This is a genomic window from Burkholderia sp. Bp9099, assembly GCF_003857805.1.
Classification (GTDB): domain Bacteria; phylum Pseudomonadota; class Gammaproteobacteria; order Burkholderiales; family Burkholderiaceae; genus Burkholderia.
Map to the genome: position 1 here is coordinate 44,863 of NZ_QTPU01000010.1, position 16,747 is coordinate 61,609.

Sequence of the window (16,747 nt, forward strand, 5' to 3'; positions counted from 1 at the left end):
CCATGCGCCTGCCCGCTCCCCCCGACGCGCTCCACCCGGTGCGGCCGCCCACGAGCGCCGCCGCGTTCGACGCGACGCGGCCCGAGGTGCGCCGCCTGCTGACCGCGATTCCGTCATTCCTCGACCTGCCCGACGACGAGCGCCGCCGCATCGCCGCCGATACGGTGCGGGTGCTCGCCTACCTGGCCGACCCGAACGGCGTGCATGCCGAGATTGCCGAGCGCGAGGCGAACGGCGAACTGCCGCCCACCGGCCTCGCGCACCCGCTCGCGCAGCCGGGTCCGGCGCCGGCCGCCGCGGCGCTGGCCGACGATCCCGTCACCGCGACCAAGCGCCAGCTCGCGCAGGATCCCGGCTTCGCCGGCAAGGACTTCCAGGCCGGCGCGGTGAAGCAGGGCGTCGAGCAGTTCGGCCAGATGGTGCAGAAGGTCGATTTCCCGAAATTCGTAGGAGGCCTGATCAAGAACGTGTTCCAGGCGATCGTCGAAAGCTCGATCGAGCAGATGCGCGCGTATGGCGAGCTGATCGCCAATGTCGCCAAGACCACCGCCCAGTTCATGAGCGACAACATCAGCGAGGGCGCCGGCCGCGACTATCTCGCCGATTCGTTCCCCGACGTGCTGTCGGTGCAGGCGCAGGACGGCGCCGACGCGTTCGACGCGGACAGCGCCGGCGCGGCCGCGGCGGCGGCCCCGACGCGGCTGGTGGCGCAGGGCGACAACGCGCAGCAGCGGCTGGCCGAGATCAGCCGGAACTACAACCTCGATCCGCCCGTGACCGACCTGTCCGACGACAAGTCGGAACTGCGCCTCGTCACCGCGGCGCGGCTGCAGATGGCGAAGCAGCGCCAGCAGCTGCTGTCGTCGATGGTCATGCTCGGCATCAACCGCATCGTCGTCACCGACGGGTCGATCAACGCCAAGGTGGTGTTCGACATGCGCGCCAGCGACACGGCGAAACGCACCTACACCGCGTCGATGCACGACCGCGAGAGCCAGAAATACAAGGAATCGCTCAACGCCCATTACGGCAGCTGGTACACGCCGTATTCGGCCGACGCCGCGTTCGAGGGGCAGCAGGAACACGTGGCCACCGTCGGGTCGGCGCTCGACGACACGAGCGAATCGAAGGCCGAGGTGAAGGCGAAGCTGTCGGGCGAGGTCCGCGTCAACTTCAAGAGCGACTACCTGCCGCTCGACAAGATGGCGACGCCCGAGATGATGTCGGTGATCCAGGGCAACTCGACGCCGTACAACCCCAACAAGCCGGCCCCTGCCGCCGGCGTGCCGGCCGGGCAGCACTGAATCATGGCGCGCATGCTCATCGTCCCGCCGGCGGATGCCGGGCTCGCGGCGGCCATCCGGTCGGGGGAGCGGCTCGTCGAGCGCGCGACCGCGCACGGCCTCGCGTTCGCGCTCGACGAGCTCGGCGACATCGCGATTCCCGATCCCGTTGCCGCGCGCGTCGACAAGGCGCAGCTGCGGGCGCTCGCGTCGCTCTATCTGGCGGCCGACCTCGAGCCCGCGGGCGTGATCCCTGCGGTCGAGGCGCTCGCCGGCCTGTCGGCGAGCGGCGCCGTCGGCGTCGATCTCGGCGGCGCGGAGCCGCTGGTCGCCAACTGGTGGCGTCACCGCGCCGAGAAGCTCGCGGCCGGCGAGCGCGCGGCGTTCTATGCACGGTTGTTCGGCACCGCGTACGGCCCGGCGGCCGCGGATGCCGAGCGCAACGTCCAGTTCGAGGAATGCATGCTCGTGCTTTGCGAGGCGCTCTACAAGCTCGACGAGACGCCCGGTGCCGACCCGGGCGGGGATCCCGGGCGCCAGGCGCGAGTCCGCAACGCCGCGCGCGCGCTCGCGCAGAATCTCGGCGCCGCCTGTACCGGCGTGACCGCATTCATGGCCGGCGAGATCGTCGGCATGCTCAGGGACGCGTTCGCGATCCTCGGCCATGCCGACCTGCGTCACGGCTTCGCCGCGCGCGACATCTGGGGCGTGGTGGCCGGCATCGGCCGGCTTTCGCGGCAGTCGCCGCGCCAGCCTGCCGCCTATGTCCGGCGCGGCAAAGCCGGGATGACCGTGATCGCATGGCTGGCGGACGTCGCGGATGCGCTGGACGGCGCGTCGCCGCTGCTGCGCACCGACAATCCGGTGATCGCCTCCGCCGCCGACTGGCTCGAGGCGACGCTCAGCCTCGGCGAGAAACCCGACGGCCAGGTGTCTTCCGTCCCGGACGACGGCCGCGCCGTGCCGTCGGCCGCGCGCCCGGCCGCGCCGTCGAACCCGTGGGCGGCGCTCGGAAGCTGACATGGAACCGCGTCGCTCAGGCCGTCGCGAGACGGGCGGCAGAACCCGGGTGCCGACGGCGGCGGACGTGCCGTCGCCCGTCCGGCCGCGCTTCATGTGTTGCGGGACGCGGAACGCGCGATGCGCGGCGGAGCCGCCGAGATGACGGCAACCGCCCACCTTGCGCGTTCGCCGGTGCCGCGGCCCGACGTTCGCCACCGTGTCCGCGAACTGCTGTCTGCGCAGCAGGGCTTCGGCGCACTCGATCCGGCCATGCGCCGCGATCTCGCGTCCGGACTGGCACGGATCGGCTCGCTCGCGGTCGATCATGACGAGCTCGCGGCGCGTCCCGGCACCGCGCTGGCCGTCGCGCAGGACGCGGGCTCGGCGTATTCGGGCACCGCCATCGACCGGATGGCCGGCACCACCCGGGCCGTGCTCAACGCGGTGTCGTTCCCGCGCTTCGTGACCGAGCTGATCACGGGCGTCTTCAAGGCGATGAACGATTCGAACCAGCAGCAGTTGACCGCGTTCGTCGACCTGATCCGCAATGTCGCGCAGACCACCGAAGGCTTCGCGGACAGCAACGTCGGCATCGCCGGCGCGCGGCAGTGGCTGGCCGAGCATTTCCCCACCGCCTACGAGGTCACCGGCGACGACGAGGCCGCCGACGACGCCGACGAACTGGCGGGCCTGCCGCCGGACGAGCGCCGCCAGCGCCAGCAGGAACTGCAGGCCGAGCGCGATGCGTCGACCCGGCTGGCGTTGCGCGCGGGCGCGACCCCGCCGGCGGAAGCGGCGCTGCGCACCGCGCTGGGATTGGGGCCGGCCGACGCGGTGACGGCCGCCGATCCCGAGCGCCTGGTGCCGCTCGCCCAGCAGGTGCTGGCCCGCAACCGCCAGCAGTTGCTCGCGACGATGGTGCAGATGGGTTTGCAGCGCATCGTCATCGAGAGCGGGCGGCTCAACGCCGCGATGAATTTCCATATCGACGCGAGCAGCGTCGCCGCCAACGACCGCGGTTCGCAGTTCGACACGCGCAACACGGTGGGCGTGAGCGGGGGCGCGCGCTTCGGGCCCTGGGGTGCGGAGGCCAATGTGCAGAGCACGATCGGCTACGTGTCGACCGACCGGACCCAGACAACCGAGAGTTCGCACGCCGATCTCAACCTGAGCAGCGGCGTCGAACTGGTGTTTCGTACGGATTACGTGCCGTTGAACCGGCTGGCGGGTGTGGGCGACGTCGAACGCATCCGCGTCAACACGATCAATCCGGATGCAGAAGCGGCGCGCCTGTCCGCCGATCGCGCCGCCCAGCGTAGTGCCGAACAGGCCGACATGGCCGCTCGTAGGACCGCGCTGGACGGTGGGCTGCGTGCGCCGCCGGCTGTTGGTCCGGTGGGTTCGGGCGGGGCGGGTTCGGGGGCAGCGGGTTCGGGAGCGGTGGGTTCGGGAGCGGCGGGTTCGGGAGCGGCGGGCTCGGGAGCGGCGGGTTCAGGGGCAGTGGGTTCGGGGTCGGCAGGTTCGGGGGCGGCGGCGTCGGGATCAGCGGGCTCAGGACCAGCAGCTTCTGGATCAGCGGCGTCAGGCTCGGCAGGGAGTGCCCGCACGAGCCAACCCGCCTCGTCGCCGCCGAATCCGGCGCCTGCTTCCGCTTCCGCGCCGCAGCCGCCTGCCGGGCCGGGCGCCGCGGCGTCCCCGTCGCCCGCGCACCCCGCGACGGCAGCACCTCGATCGCCCGCCGGCGCAACAGCAGCGGGACATCGCGCCGCATCATGAACGTGCGCACCGGCAGTCGTTCGCAAAACACCGTGCCGCGCCGAATTCCGCCGATGACGACGTTCAGCCACGCGAGCGAAGTGTCGAACGCCAGGTGGCGCCGGGTTGTCGACGGCCCGCGCCGATCTGGCACGACGGCGTCGTCGGAAACACTTGACGGGTGTGCGAATCAGGCCAGCGGTGCGACCGACGCCCCGACGATGCCATGCCGCCGCAGTGACTCCGCGACGAAGCCCGACGCCTTCATTGCCTCGACGAATGCGCCGAGCACCGTCGCGGCCGCTTCGCCGCGGCTCTTCGGCACGCCCATCGCCTGGCGGATCACCATGAAACGCTCGCCGAGCAGGCGCAGGCCCGGCGTCTTCGCGGCATCGGCCTCGAGCTGCTGCTTCACGCCGGCCGCGACTTCGAGCTGCTGCTCGACGAAGGTCGGCACGACGGCCTGCGACGTCGGCGCACGCACGATCTGCGCGGCCTTCAGCTCACGCGTGAGGAACAGATCGTACGCGCTGCCCTTGCCGACCGCCACGCGGTTGTGCGGCTGGTCGACGTCTGCGTTGCCGCGAATCGGCGAAGCGTCGCGCACGAGATAGAAGCCTTCGATCAGCACATAGGGCTCGGTGAACGCGACCGTTTCGCCGCGCAGCGGATCGACCGCGAAGAAGCCGAAATCGGCGCGCTCGTCGGTCAGCGCCTGCACCGACTTGGCGGCCGTATCGAACACGACGAGTTCGAGCTCGGCCGACAGCCGCTCGGCGAACGCGCGCGCGAGGTCGATCGACACGCCGAACGGCTCGCCCGTCGCCGGGTCGCGGTTCGCGAGGATCGGGTTGCCGAGATTGATCGACGCGCGCAGCTTGCCGGTCGGCGTGAACGCGGAGAGGACGGAAGGGTCGACGGTCATGAAAGGGCTCGTTGGGAAGGCGGGTGCGCTGGCGCGGCGGACGGTCAGGGCGCCAACGCAGCGTCATCCGCGATGGATCGGTTGGCTCGTTGCGGCGGTTGCTTCACCGCGCTTACTTCACCGCAACTTCCGTATGCACGACTTGCGGCGGGCTCTTGAAGAACGGGCCCGCCAGCTGCCGCCACGCCTGGAAGTCGTCCGACTGCCGGAAATGCACCATGTGGTCGTCGACGCTGTCCCACTTGACGACGAGCAGGTAGCCGCCGCTGCGCTCGATCACGCGATGCAGCTCGGCGCCGCCGCAGCCGCGCGCGCGGGCGAACAGCGGGAGGGCCTGGCGAACTGCCGCCTCGAATGGCTCGGCCTGCGACGGATCGATTTCGAGCGATGCCATTTCCAGAATCATGAATGCTCCTGTGGGGTGAATGAGGCGAACGGATCGCGATGCGACGGGGCGCCGCGATCGACGCGTCCCGCAACGATACCGGAAGTCGGCATCACGCGCTCCGGATGACCGGCTCGCGCGCTGCCGGTCGTGCGTCGCATGCCGCTTCGGTTCATACGAATCAGCGTTTTCCCCAATACGGAATACGCGGCACGCGCCGATGTCACAGAGGTGGTGAAGATAAACAATCCGAGGCCTGCCATGACGACATCCGCGACAAACGGAACGAACGTTACACCACCCGAGTCGATCGCCGACGCCGCATCCGACACCCCCGCCGCCGCCCCGTCGATCCTGCTGGTCGATGACGAGCCGAGCGTGCTGTCCGCGCTGCGGCGCGTGCTGCGGCCCGCGCACTACGAGGTCCTGACCGCCGAAAGCGGCGAAGCCGCGCTCGAGATCCTTGCGTCGACCGAAGTCGACCTGATCGTGTCCGACATGCGCATGCCGACCATGAGCGGCGCGGCGTTTCTCGCCCGCGCCCGCGCGCTGTATCCGGACACGATGCGCATCCTGCTGACCGGTTATTCCGACATCGCATCGATCGTGGCGGCCGTCAACGAAGGCGGCGTGTATCGCTACCTGAACAAGCCGTGGGACGATCACGACCTGCTGATGACTCTCGAGCAGGCGCTCGAGCAGCGGCGCCTGCGCGGCGAAGCAGCGCGACTGGCAGCACTGACCGAAGCGCAGAACGAAGTGCTGCGCCGCTTCAATACGGAACTCGAAACGCAGGTGCGCGCGCGCACCGAGGAACTCGGCCAAACGGTGCTGTTTCTTGAAGCCGCACAGCACGACCTGAAAAGCAGTTTCACCGCGATGGTCCAGGTGTGCGCGAGCATGATCGAAATGCGCTGCGGATCGGCGAGCGGCCATGCGATGCGCGTGGGTGAGATCGCGCGCCGTCTCGCGCTGTCGGCCGGGATGAGCAGCCTGCACGCGCAGGACGTGTATTACGCGGGACTGCTGCACGGCATCGGCAAGCTGTCGCTGCCCGACGAGCTGCTGCACAAGCCGCTCGTCAAGATGACGACCGACGAACACAGCCTGTTCCAGCAGCATCCGCTGCGCGCGCAGATGGTGCTCACGCCGGTCGCGCAGCTGCACAAGGTCGCGTCGATCGTGCTGCACCAGTACGAGCGCTTCAACGGCCGCGGCACGCCCGACGGGCTGGCGGGCGACGCGATCCCGCTCGGCTCGCGGATCATCGCGATCGCGCGCGATTTCGAGGGGTTGCGAAACGGCGAGATCGGGTCGCCGCATTCGGTCGACCAGGCGATCGACGTGCTGCATTCGCAGGCCGGCGTGCGTTACGACCCGCTGCTCGTCGCGCGCTTCATCGAGCTGGTGCGGGATCCGGCGAGCCTGCGCATCGCCGCGTCCGTCGCCGAGATCCGGTCCGAACAGCTGCGCGAAGGGATGCAGCTCGCCGACGATCTGCGCACGCATCGCGGCGTGCTGCTGATGACGAAGGGCAGCGTGATGTCGGCGCACCAGATCGAGCTCGTGCGGCGCTTCGAAGCACGCGAGGGCACGTCGTTCGACATTCTCGTGCAGACCGGCGCGGCCGCGTCGACGCAGGCGAGCGCCGCCGCGCCGCCCGCGTGACGCTGCACGGAGCCGCACCGCCGCAGCACCGCGTTCATTTCGACCGGGACGCCGATCATGCATGGCACCTATAATCTGCTGCTGGTCCTGCTGTCGCTCGTCATCGCGACGCTGGCCTCCTATACGGCGCTCGACCTGGCGGCGTTCATCTCGCTGCTCGACGACCCGCGGCTCAAGCGCGCATGGCTGGCCGGCGGCGCGGCGGCAATGGGCACCGGGATCTGGTCGATGCACTTCGTCGGGATGCTGGCGCTGTCGCTGCCGATTCCGCTCGGTTATGCGCTGCCGGATACCGGCGCGTCGCTCGCGATCGCGGTGCTCGTGTCGTATTTCGCGCTGAACGTCGTCACGCGTGCGCGGCTGAGCCGCCGGCACCTGCTCGCGGGCGGCGCGCTGATGGGCGCCGGGATCGTCGGGATGCATTACACGGGCATGGCCGCGATGCGCATGGCGCCGGGCATTCGCTACGAACCCGCGCTGTTCGCGGCATCGATCGGCGTGGCCGTGATCGCATCGACCGCCGCGCTCTGGATGGCGCAGACGTTGCGCGCGCAACAGGCGCGCCATGCGACCGCGCAACGCATCGGCGCCGCGCTGATCATGGGCATCGCGATCACGGGCATGCACTACACGGCGATGGCGGCCGCGCATTTCGCGCCGGACGCGCGCTGCGGTGCCGCGAACGGCATCGACGGGCCGTGGCTCGCGACGACCATCGCGCTGTTCACGACGGCGACGCTGATCGTCACGCTGCTCGTCTGCCGCTTCGATGCGCGCACGACCTTTCTGCGCGGCATGACGGACACGCTCGAACGGCTGGTGCGATTGCGTACCGCCGAACTCGAAACGGCGTTGCGGCGCTACGAGCAGACGACGGCGATGCTGCAACGCACGCGCGAGAACATGGCGAGCGAGATCGACGAGCGCCGCGCGGCGCAGAGTCGGCTCGAACAGGAGAAGGACGAACAGCGGCGCCTGCTGCGCGCGCTCGAGGAAACCCACGTGCAGCTGCTGCAATCGGAAAAGCTCGCGTCGATCGGCCAGCTCGCGGCCGGCGTCGCGCACGAGATCAACAATCCGATCGGCTTCATCAGCGCGAACCTCAATACGCTGAGGACGTGGGTGCGCAGCCTGCTGGACGTGATCGCCGCGCACGAAGCCGCGCTGCCGCAGCTCGAACCCGCGGCGCGCGACGCGCTGACGGCGCTGCGCGGCGCGGCCGATCTCGACTACGTGCGCGACGAGATCGTGACGCTGATCGACGAATCGATCGACGGCGCGGTGCGCGTGCGCCGGATCGTGCAGGACTTGCGCGATTTCTCGCGGCCGGGCAGCGGCGAGTGGAGCGTGGCCGATATCCACGCGGGCCTCGAGAGCACGCTCAACGTCGTCCACAACGAACTCAAGTACAAGGCCGACATCGTGCGCGAGTACGGCGACCTGCCGCTGGTCGAATGTCTTCCGTCGCAGCTGAACCAGGTGTTCATGAACCTGCTCGTCAACGCGGCACACGCGATGCCGACGCGCGGCGTGATCACGATCCGCACGTCGAGCGACGGCGAGCAGGTGTCGATCGCGATCAGCGATACCGGAACCGGCATGACGCCCGATATCGTCCGGCGGATCTTCGATCCTTTCTTCACGACGAAGCCGGTCGGGCAGGGAACGGGGCTCGGGTTGTCGGTGTCGCACGGGATCGTCGAGCGTCATCGCGGCACAATCGACGTGACGAGCGAGCCGGGGCGCGGCACGACGTTCCGCGTTCGACTGCCGATCCGGCGCGCGCAGGGCCACGCGGGCGCGGCGGCGGCAGTCGGGCAACGCGCGTGAATGACAGGTGACGCGTCGCTCCGCTACCGCTTGCGCCGCCGCCTTCGAAAGAAATTCCAGTACATCGCGGTCGCGTCCGGCCCGGTCGCGGAGTGGAATGCTTCGCGCGGATCGCCGCCGCTCCACGCGTGCGCCAGGCGGCGCACGATGCAGACCCGCACGATCAGCGTGCCGCCGCGCAGATAGTCGGTGTAATCCGCATCGTCGTGCGCGTACGTATGTTGCTCGCCGACGCGCAGCTCACCCTGTGCGTCGACGAGCCGATTGATCCGCGCGAACGCGACTCCCAGCTGCAGCGCATTCTGCTCGGCGACGACCGTATCGAGCCCGCCGTGCACGACGAGTGCCGGCATGCCCGGATAAGCGCGCCCGTCGACGCAGGCATCGACGACGCGTATCGGATCGTCGCGCAGACCGCGGCGCATCAGGCTCATCGCGGCCATCGTCGACAACGGCGGCGCGATGGCCGGCCCGGAGTGCAGGCCGACGGCCGCGAAGTGATCGGGAAAGTCGAGCGCCAGACGCGCGGCCAGCCCGGCGCCGGCCGAGATGCCGGCCAGATAGACACGGTCGCGATCGAACCCGTGCTCCCGCACGATCGCGTCGACGAGCGATGCGATCGCCGGGGCCTCCGACTGCGACGCATCGCCATGCCAGTTCCAGCAGCGATGAGCGTGGGCGGTCTTCGCCTGTTCGGGAAACAGCACGGCAAATCCGGCGCGCTCGGCGACACGGCAAATACGGGTGCCAGCGGCGAACGACTCGGCGGTCTGCTTGCAGCCGTGCAGCATGACGACGACGGGCAGGCCGTCGGTCGTCGCCGGTGCGGCGGGCAGGTACAGCGCGTACGCAAGATGGTTGACGAGCTGGCCGGCGGCGGGGCGCGCGGAATGAAACGAGCGCAGCCACGTGCCGGGTGCCTGGCGCGGCGATGTGCGGGCGGCGGGCGCCGGTGCGCGGGCGGGACGCGTGGTGCGTGCGGTGGCGGGGCGCTTCGCCGATGGCGCCGGCTTGGCGGTCTTCCTTTTGGGCCGCGCGCGCGTCGCGGCGGTCAACAGGTCGAAAGGCCGTAGCCAGAGGCTGGATTTTTTCCTGGGCATGGACGGATCTCGTGCCGGCGGCGCGCGCGACAGCATGCGGCGAAGCCGGCCGTCGGGTGGAAGGCGAATGATGGCGGCGCACGATGCGCGCCGCGGGAAGCGTCCGCGTCGACGTGCCGCGGCATGACCGACACGGAGGCGACGGCGCGACCCGCACCGCCGCGCGACATGTTGCCGGTAGCCTCGCGATTCGGACAGGCCACGCGCCATGCTAGCAGGCATCGCTCGTCTCGGGTGCGATGGTTCCGTGACGGATCGATGAATGCTTCGACCCTACCGCGGGCCGTCCCGAACGCGATGCTCGACATCGTCCATGTGCATTCGGCGACCGGCTTCGCGATGAACCGGGCCTGCTCCCCGACGACGCAATCCGATGCGGATGCGTTCGTCGCGATGCGTGGAATGGCTCGGCGATGCCACGACGCCATGCCGCCGGCCGCGCCGGCGGACCTTGTATCGATTGCTTGTATGCCATCGCCGGAATCGCATGTCGCGATGCCGGCGTGCCAAGGATTCACCGATAAGTCCACACCCGGTGCAGCACGAACATCGTCGGCGGGATCAGCAGCGCGATCGCGACGATGGCCCAGCCGCGCGGTACGTCGAGCAGTTCGGCGGCGCGCGCGAGCGCCATCGTTTCGGCGAAGCCGGCCAGCGCAACGGTCAGATAGCGCACCAGGTTGCGCGAGTGCACCGTCGACGAGAAGCTCCACAGCGTATTCGCGAGATACGAGAACGCCGTCGCGCCGACGAACGCGACGGCGTTCGCGATCACTTGCGTCGCATCGAACAGCGCGTACAGCGCGGACGCGATCAGCACGTGCAGCGCGGTCGAGCAGAGCCCGGACAGGCCGAAGCGCGCCAGCCGCACGCGCTCGGCGTAGAGCAGTGCGAACATCGCCGGCTGCACCGATTCAGCGGGCGCCGACCCGCATGCGGGCCGGCTGGACGCGGCGGCGTGCGGCCGCGCGGCGCGTATCGCGCGCGACCGGCAGCTCGACCACCTTGCCTTGCGTCTGGTAGCGGCGGCGGATCAGATAGACGGGACGCTGCTTCGATTCGTCGTAGATGCGCCCGATATATTCGCCGACCACGCCGATGCCGATGAGCTCGATGCCACCGATGAACAGCACGACCGACAGCAGCGACGCGTAGCCGTGCACCGGATTGCCGAACAGCAGCGTGCGGCCCACGATGAACGCGCCGTACAGGAACGCGAGCGCGGCGATGCCGACGCCGATATAGGTCCAGCTACGCAGCGGCACGGTGCTGAAGCTCGTGATCCCTTCGATCGCGAAATTCCACAGCTTCCATCCGGAGAACTTCGAATGTCCGGCGCTGCGCGCGTCGCGCTGGTACTCGACGATCACGGTCCGGTAGCCGACCCATGCGAACAGCCCCTTCATGAAGCGATGGCGCTCGGGCAGGCTGCGCAGCGCGTTCACGACCTTGCGGTCCATCAGCCGGAAGTCGCCGACGTTCTCCGGCAGCTTCACGTCCGACAGCACGTTGTGCACGCGATAGTAGATCGCGGCGGCGGTGCGCTTCGCGAACGAATCGCACGCGCGGTTGCTGCGCTTCGCGGCGACGACTTCCGCGCCGTCGCGCCAGTGCTCGAGCATCACCGGAATCAGGCTCGGCGGATCCTGCAGGTCGGCGTCGAGCGGGATCACCGCGTCGCCGGCCGCTTCGTCGAGGCCGGCGGTCAGCGCCGCTTCCTTGCCGAAGTTGCGCGTGAGATCGATCACGCGCACGCGGCGGTCGCCCATGCTGACCCGGATCAGGCGCTCGAGCGTGTCGTCGCGGCTGCCGTCGTTCACGCAGACGATCTCGAAGCGGATCGCGTCGAGGCTGGCCATCAGCGGGATCACGACGTCGAAGAAGCGTTCGACGGCTTCGCCTTCGTTGTAGAACGGTACGACCAGCGAGACGAGCGGTGTGTAGAGCGGTTCGCGCATGATGGGTCCCCTGTGATGACGTGTCAGCGGCCGACGCCGAAGGTCGGGCGGCCGCTGCGGCGCAGTCCGTGCGCCGGGCGGTGGTGTGAGCGGACCGGATGCGGGAAGCCGGTCTCGGTCGAGTTGTCGCGTGCGTCGGGCATCGACGGCACGTCGTGCCTTTCTTGTGCAATCCGGCTGACGAGCAGTGCCAGCGAAGCCAGCGTGACCAGCGGCATGAACTGGAACGACAGATGCGGCACCAGCACGAGGCCGGCGAGCGGCATCACCCACATCAGCAGCAGCCATTCGCGATCGAAGCGCCGCCAGCCGTGCGTCCACGCATAGCGTGCGTACCATGCGATCACGAGCCCGTACCAGGTCAGGTCGTAGTCGTACAGATAGGGGCTGACGATCAGGCATGCGCAGGCGAGCGTCGCGGCACGCAGCGCGTACGAACACGCGCCGCGCCATGCGTACACGACGGCGATCGCGGCGGCCGCGGCCGACAGCAGCTGCAGGCCGCGCGCGACGTAGACTGGCCAGCCGGCGAGGGTGGCGAGCGCGAAGACGGTCGGCATGCGCGCGAGCCGTGCGTGGCCGGCGCCGACGAGCTGCGCTGCGTCGTGAATTCCGTGTGCGAATGCGAACCACGCGCCGAGGCCGAACGCGAGCGTCGACAGCGCGAAGCCGCCGGCGATCGTTGCCGCCCACGCTGCCAGCGCGCGCCATTGAGCGGCGCACAGCAGCGCGAGCGGGAACAGGATCGCCATTTGCGGCTTCATCGTCAGCAATCCGAAGCAGATGCCGGCGATGACGGGACGACGATTCAGCATCAGCAGCCCGCAACCGGCGAGCGTCGCGCTCAGGAGGCTCGTCTGCCCGACGATCACCGTGAGAAACGCGCCGGGGAACGCGAGCGCGCAGAGCAGCGCCGCATCGCGCTGCACGGTCGCGCGGATCGTCACCGCGAACAGCACGTAGGTGACGCCGATCCACAGCACGAGCGCGAACATGTACGGCAGCCAGCCGAGCGGTAGCACGAACAGCAGCATGGTCGGCGGGTAGAGCCACGGCAGCGAGCCGTCCGCGGCGTTCATCGTCGGAATCGCGAGTTTCTCGATCGCGAAGAGCGACGGGAAATGCCACGCGTCGATCGCATGACCGTGCGCGGCGAGCCGTGCAGCGCTCCAGATCGGCGCGAGATCCTGCGCGAGCGGCCCGGGCACGGACGTATGCGACCCGTGCACGCGTGCGAGGTAGACGCAGAGGAACAGCAACTCGGTCAGCAGTACCGCTGCCGCATAGAGGCGTACCCGATCGCGATTGAGCCAATGCGGGAACCGGCGCGGGCCGGCGATCGGCAGTTCCGGGTGTGCGTCGAGCACCGAATCGCCGTGCAGAAGGGAGCGCGGCGATCTCATCACGCATTCCCCGATGCAAGGGTCGAGCGCCGCACGACGACGAACAGGACGGCGAGCAGCACGACCGGGCCGATCTGCGGCAGCTTCGTGATCCGGTTGAATATCTCGAATATGGGCAGCAGCCACGCGAGCACGATCACGATCTGGTCGCCCGGCAGCCAGCCTTCGTCGAGCCCGTGGGCGATCACGCAGATGAACGCGATGCCGAGCCACGCGAGTTCGTAATGCCAAAGATAGGGGGTCGTCAACAGCGTGGCGATCACCAGCGCCGCGCCGCGCAGCCGAATGTCGGCGGTGCGACGCCACACCTGGACGGCGGCGGCGATTGCGAGCAGCCCGACGGCGGCCTGGGCGGCGAGCGAGACCGGAATCGATGCGCCCGCAAGCCGCAGCGCCGCGAACGTCGTGGGCGAAACGAACCAGTAGGCAGGAAGGGTGAAATGCATGCCGCGCACGATCGACATCGCCTGAGCCAGGCCCTGCAGGGAGCTGGTGCCGGTCAGCGCAATGCCGGCCACGGTGAACAGCACCGTGGTGATCGCTGCCGACGCGAAGGTGCGCCACGAGCGGGTCGCGACCAGCACGAACGGAAACACCACCGCCAGCTGCGGCTTGATGGCGAGCAGCCCGATCAGCACGCCGGCGACGATCGGGCGTCGGCCGAGGAAATGCAGCGCGAATGCGGCGATGCCGGCGGTCAGGATGCTGTTCTGCCCGTACAGGACGGACGCGAACACGCCCGAGTAGGCGAGCACGACGAGCGCGGCGGCGCGCGGAGCGGGCAGGTGCGCACGCAGACCCGACAGTCGCAGGACTGCGTACGCATAGCATAAAAGACTGCCCGCAAAAAAGAGGAAATACGCGGGCAGGAAAGGCACGAGGGCGACCGGCGCGATGAACAGCAGCATCGTCGGCGGATAAAGCCAGGGCAGCGACTGGTGGCCAATGTAGGCACCGAATTGCGCGACCTCGGCATGGGAGAAGAGGACCGGATCGTAGATCGCGGCGGCATGGCCTTGCAGCACGAGCTGCGACGCGGTCCAGAAGACGGAGAAGTCGACACCCGGCCGTGCGGTGGTCTGTGACGTGAAGGCATCCGTCACGAAGCCCCAGGTGATCAGGAATCCAACACACAGCATCAGCATGATGCAGCTGTACGGAATGATCCGGTCGGCTGTCAGCCATTGAGCACAGCGTTTGGCGCGATAGCGCACTCCACGATTGGCTGTGTACATGATGCCCCGTTTGCGGTGAAGGCTGCTTCTCTGCCGCAGCCTTTTTGTGTTGCTGTGTATCCGGATCGAATCGCGTTCGATGGCGCTGTCCGGTGAATGCATTGTTGGAGAAAAAATCGCGTGACGCAAACCGCGGGCTGAATCGTGAGATATCGATTCGGCAGCGACAGCGCGGAAAACCGGGTTTTCACGTCTGAGAAAACCGTAGCGGCGCAAATGATGTTTCTCGCTTGAAACATTCCGGGTTTTTCGCCGGTCCGGCGGTGTGCGGAATTCGTGTCCGGCGACGGGCTGCATGGATTCGGGAAAATCCCGAGAAAATTTTTGGGTGCCCTTGCACAGCACGGCGGCGCCCCGCCGGCATCCCGGGCCGGCCTGCGTGCGTATATCAAATCTGAAACATTTTGTGCAGCGCGCCGAAATACGACTGACGGGGGGATCGCCGGAACCCTTGCTGCGTCTGGATTTCCTTCTGGCTGGCCTGCTCTTTGCGTCAAGGTCCGCACGAAAGTCGACGACGTGATGAACGACCGGTTGAAGCAACAGGCTGACAAGACCGGACTCAATCACCTGCGGAAAGCAACGGATCGGGGGCGCGTCGGGGAATACGCCGCCCAGGCCGTGAAAACCGCCGGAAACGTCGACCGAGCGAATAGGCGACGGCATCGTCCGCGCAACAAGAATCACATGACAGCATTTGGGGAATAAAAATGAAAGACCAGAGCACGTCGCGGCTCGCATGCCGCGAAGCATATCCGCAGCAGCATCGACGCGCTTGCGTCATCCGTTCAATCCGTATCCATGCACGGGGCGGTCGTTGCGCCGTTCTCGCTCTGCTCGATCGCGCCATTCGCCAGATCGCAGCGCGCATGGATATCGCACGCATCAGCCCACCGACAATCGTTCGCCCGGCCAGGCTCGTACCCTGCCGTGTCCGTCGCTGAGCGCCGCATCCGAATCCATTTGTTGTGCCGTTGTGCCGGTAGTGCCAGCTCCCCGCGTCGATACCCGACAACGGGATTTCAATAGTAGTGCGAAAGGAGATTAGCCATGTCCACGTTCATCCAGAAAGTCCGCGGTTTCGTCCAAGACGAGCAAGGTGTGACGGCCATCGAATACGGCCTGATCGCCGCGCTGATCGCAGTCGGCCTCGTTGCAGCATTGACGCTGGTCGGAAACGATCTCAAGACCGTGTTCAACACGATCGCAGACGACCTCAACGCGGCCATCTGAATGGCGGGGCGGCGAACGGTGAGTCCGGCCCGTTCGTCGTCATCCCGTCGCTCGATCAGGGCCGGACACCCAACCAACGGATGTCGAATGAACCGAACGGCGGATGACTCGGCCGGTGCACTGCTCGAGTCTCCCCCGCTCTCTTGATCAACCGAATCGGAGGTCGTCATGCGGACCAGGGGATGTGCGGTAGCGGTATCGCGATGGATCGCCGACGAGCAGGGGGTGACGTCGATCGAATATGCGCTGATCGCGGCAGTATTCGCCACCATCGTGCTGGGAAGCGTGGTCGTACTGAAGGGTTCGCTTGAAGACATGTACAACGCGATCGCGTCGATCGTGACCGCGGCGGTCAATACCGCACTGGGTCAGTGATCCTGATCATTACATCCCGTCGAGGTTCGCCATGTTGCCTGCTGCGCTGCCTTACCCGGTCCCGTTGTGCGTGACGCTGCTCGTCGTCGTCGCGGCCAGCACGGACATCACGAGCCGACGCATCCCGAACCGGCTCGTCGTGATCGGGCTGGCCGGTGCGCTGATTGCCCAGTGCGCGCTGCACGGCGTCCAGGCGGGTGCGCTCGCATGGCTTGCCGGCGCCGCGACCGGCTTCGGCCTGCTGCTGCCGTTCTATCTGCTGCGCGGGATGGCCGCAGGCGACGTGAAGCTGATGCTCGCGATCGGCGCGTGGGTCGGCGCCCAGATGACGTTCTACATCGTGCTGGCCGCCTTTCTGGCCGGCGGGATCGGCGCGATCGGTTTCGCGCTGCTGCGCGGACGCGTGCGCCAGATGTGGGCGAACGTCGTGGCGCTGATCGCGCGTCGCGCGTCCGGGGCGCGTGCAGGGGCAACCGACGGCCCCGTGGAGTTCGCGTCGGTCGGTGCGTTGCCGTATGGCGTGGCGATTGCCGCCGGCACGCTGGGCATGCTGTTCGTATCGTGCGCGTAGCGCGCCGAACCTGCAACGAGGATG

General features: G+C 68.3%; 16 protein-coding genes. 8 read left to right on the forward strand and 8 right to left on the reverse strand.

Annotated features, from left to right (window positions below; translation table 11 throughout):
* Positions 1-2 precede the first annotated feature (2 nt).
* From DIE17_RS13150 to DIE17_RS13160, 3 genes are all read left to right on the forward strand, one after another.
* On the forward strand, positions 3-1,304 hold the full coding sequence (locus tag DIE17_RS13150) for a hypothetical protein (RefSeq protein WP_124487342.1): 1,302 nt from the start codon (positions 3-5) through the stop codon (positions 1,302-1,304).
* A 3-nt stretch (positions 1,305-1,307) separates the two neighbouring features.
* Positions 1,308-2,303, forward strand: a complete 996-nt coding sequence (locus tag DIE17_RS13155) for a hypothetical protein (RefSeq protein WP_124920960.1) — start codon at positions 1,308-1,310, stop codon at positions 2,301-2,303.
* A 141-nt stretch (positions 2,304-2,444) separates the two neighbouring features.
* Entirely contained in the window at positions 2,445-4,061 is a 1,617-nt protein-coding gene (locus tag DIE17_RS13160) for a hypothetical protein (protein WP_124920961.1), read from the forward strand.
* 169 nt (positions 4,062-4,230) lie between these two features.
* Here the strand turns inward: DIE17_RS13160 and DIE17_RS13165 are convergent, their stop codons facing one another.
* The 3 genes from DIE17_RS13165 to DIE17_RS13175 all read right to left on the reverse strand — a co-directional run bounded on the left by DIE17_RS13165 (position 4,231) and on the right by DIE17_RS13175 (position 5,613).
* Positions 4,231-4,965, reverse strand: coding sequence for an ABC transporter substrate-binding protein (locus DIE17_RS13165; RefSeq protein ID WP_124487339.1), 735 nt, complete (start codon positions 4,963-4,965; stop codon positions 4,231-4,233).
* A 112-nt stretch (positions 4,966-5,077) separates the two neighbouring features.
* On the reverse strand, positions 5,078-5,371 hold the full coding sequence (locus tag DIE17_RS13170) for an antibiotic biosynthesis monooxygenase (protein ID WP_044844322.1): 294 nt from the start codon (positions 5,369-5,371) through the stop codon (positions 5,078-5,080).
* Complete coding sequence (locus tag DIE17_RS13175; RefSeq protein ID WP_124487338.1) at positions 5,368-5,613, reverse strand: hypothetical protein; 246 nt, start codon at positions 5,611-5,613, stop codon at positions 5,368-5,370. The genes DIE17_RS13170 and DIE17_RS13175 overlap by 4 nt, the downstream gene beginning before the upstream one ends.
* Between DIE17_RS13175 and DIE17_RS13180 the strand changes: the two genes are divergently transcribed.
* Entirely contained in the window at positions 5,612-7,018 is a 1,407-nt protein-coding gene (locus DIE17_RS13180; protein ID WP_124920962.1) for an HD domain-containing phosphohydrolase, read from the forward strand. The genes DIE17_RS13175 and DIE17_RS13180 overlap by 2 nt on opposite strands.
* 57 nt (positions 7,019-7,075) lie before the next feature.
* The gene (locus DIE17_RS13185; RefSeq protein WP_124920963.1) at positions 7,076-8,848 is read left to right on the forward strand and encodes a histidine kinase; all 1,773 of its coding nucleotides are present in this window, start codon (positions 7,076-7,078) and stop codon (positions 8,846-8,848) included.
* A gap of 23 nt (positions 8,849-8,871) precedes the next feature.
* Here the strand turns inward: DIE17_RS13185 and DIE17_RS13190 are convergent, their stop codons facing one another.
* The 5 genes from DIE17_RS13190 to DIE17_RS13210 form a co-directional block, all read right to left on the reverse strand.
* Positions 8,872-9,948, reverse strand: coding sequence for a PHB depolymerase family esterase (locus tag DIE17_RS13190; RefSeq protein WP_124920964.1), 1,077 nt, complete (start codon positions 9,946-9,948; stop codon positions 8,872-8,874).
* Positions 9,949-10,462: 514 nt separating this feature from the next.
* On the reverse strand, positions 10,463-10,846 hold the full coding sequence (locus tag DIE17_RS13195; RefSeq protein ID WP_124519900.1) for a GtrA family protein: 384 nt from the start codon (positions 10,844-10,846) through the stop codon (positions 10,463-10,465).
* A gap of 16 nt (positions 10,847-10,862) precedes the next feature.
* A complete protein-coding gene (locus DIE17_RS13200; protein ID WP_124487334.1) occupies positions 10,863-11,906 on the reverse strand; it encodes a glycosyltransferase family 2 protein in 1,044 nt (347 codons plus the stop codon).
* Between the two features lie 23 nt (positions 11,907-11,929).
* Complete coding sequence (locus DIE17_RS13205) at positions 11,930-13,309, reverse strand: glycosyltransferase family 87 protein (RefSeq protein WP_124920965.1); 1,380 nt, start codon at positions 13,307-13,309, stop codon at positions 11,930-11,932.
* Positions 13,309-14,544 (reverse strand): glycosyltransferase family 87 protein, encoded by a 1,236-nt coding sequence (locus DIE17_RS13210; RefSeq protein WP_124487375.1) that lies wholly within the window; start codon positions 14,542-14,544, stop codon positions 13,309-13,311. The genes DIE17_RS13205 and DIE17_RS13210 overlap by 1 nt, the downstream gene beginning before the upstream one ends.
* 1,050 nt (positions 14,545-15,594) lie before the next feature.
* Between DIE17_RS13210 and DIE17_RS13215 the strand changes: the two genes are divergently transcribed.
* The 3 genes from DIE17_RS13215 to DIE17_RS13225 all read left to right on the forward strand — a co-directional run bounded on the left by DIE17_RS13215 (position 15,595) and on the right by DIE17_RS13225 (position 16,723).
* Positions 15,595-15,777: a Flp family type IVb pilin gene (locus DIE17_RS13215; protein WP_011880534.1), complete on the forward strand. Its 183-nt coding sequence runs from the start codon at positions 15,595-15,597 to the stop codon at positions 15,775-15,777.
* A 168-nt stretch (positions 15,778-15,945) separates the two neighbouring features.
* Positions 15,946-16,152 (forward strand): Flp family type IVb pilin, encoded by a 207-nt coding sequence (locus tag DIE17_RS13220; protein ID WP_044844309.1) that lies wholly within the window; start codon positions 15,946-15,948, stop codon positions 16,150-16,152.
* Positions 16,153-16,183: 31 nt separating this feature from the next.
* The gene (locus tag DIE17_RS13225; RefSeq protein WP_124487332.1) at positions 16,184-16,723 is read left to right on the forward strand and encodes a prepilin peptidase; all 540 of its coding nucleotides are present in this window, start codon (positions 16,184-16,186) and stop codon (positions 16,721-16,723) included.
* Positions 16,724-16,747 lie beyond the last annotated feature (24 nt).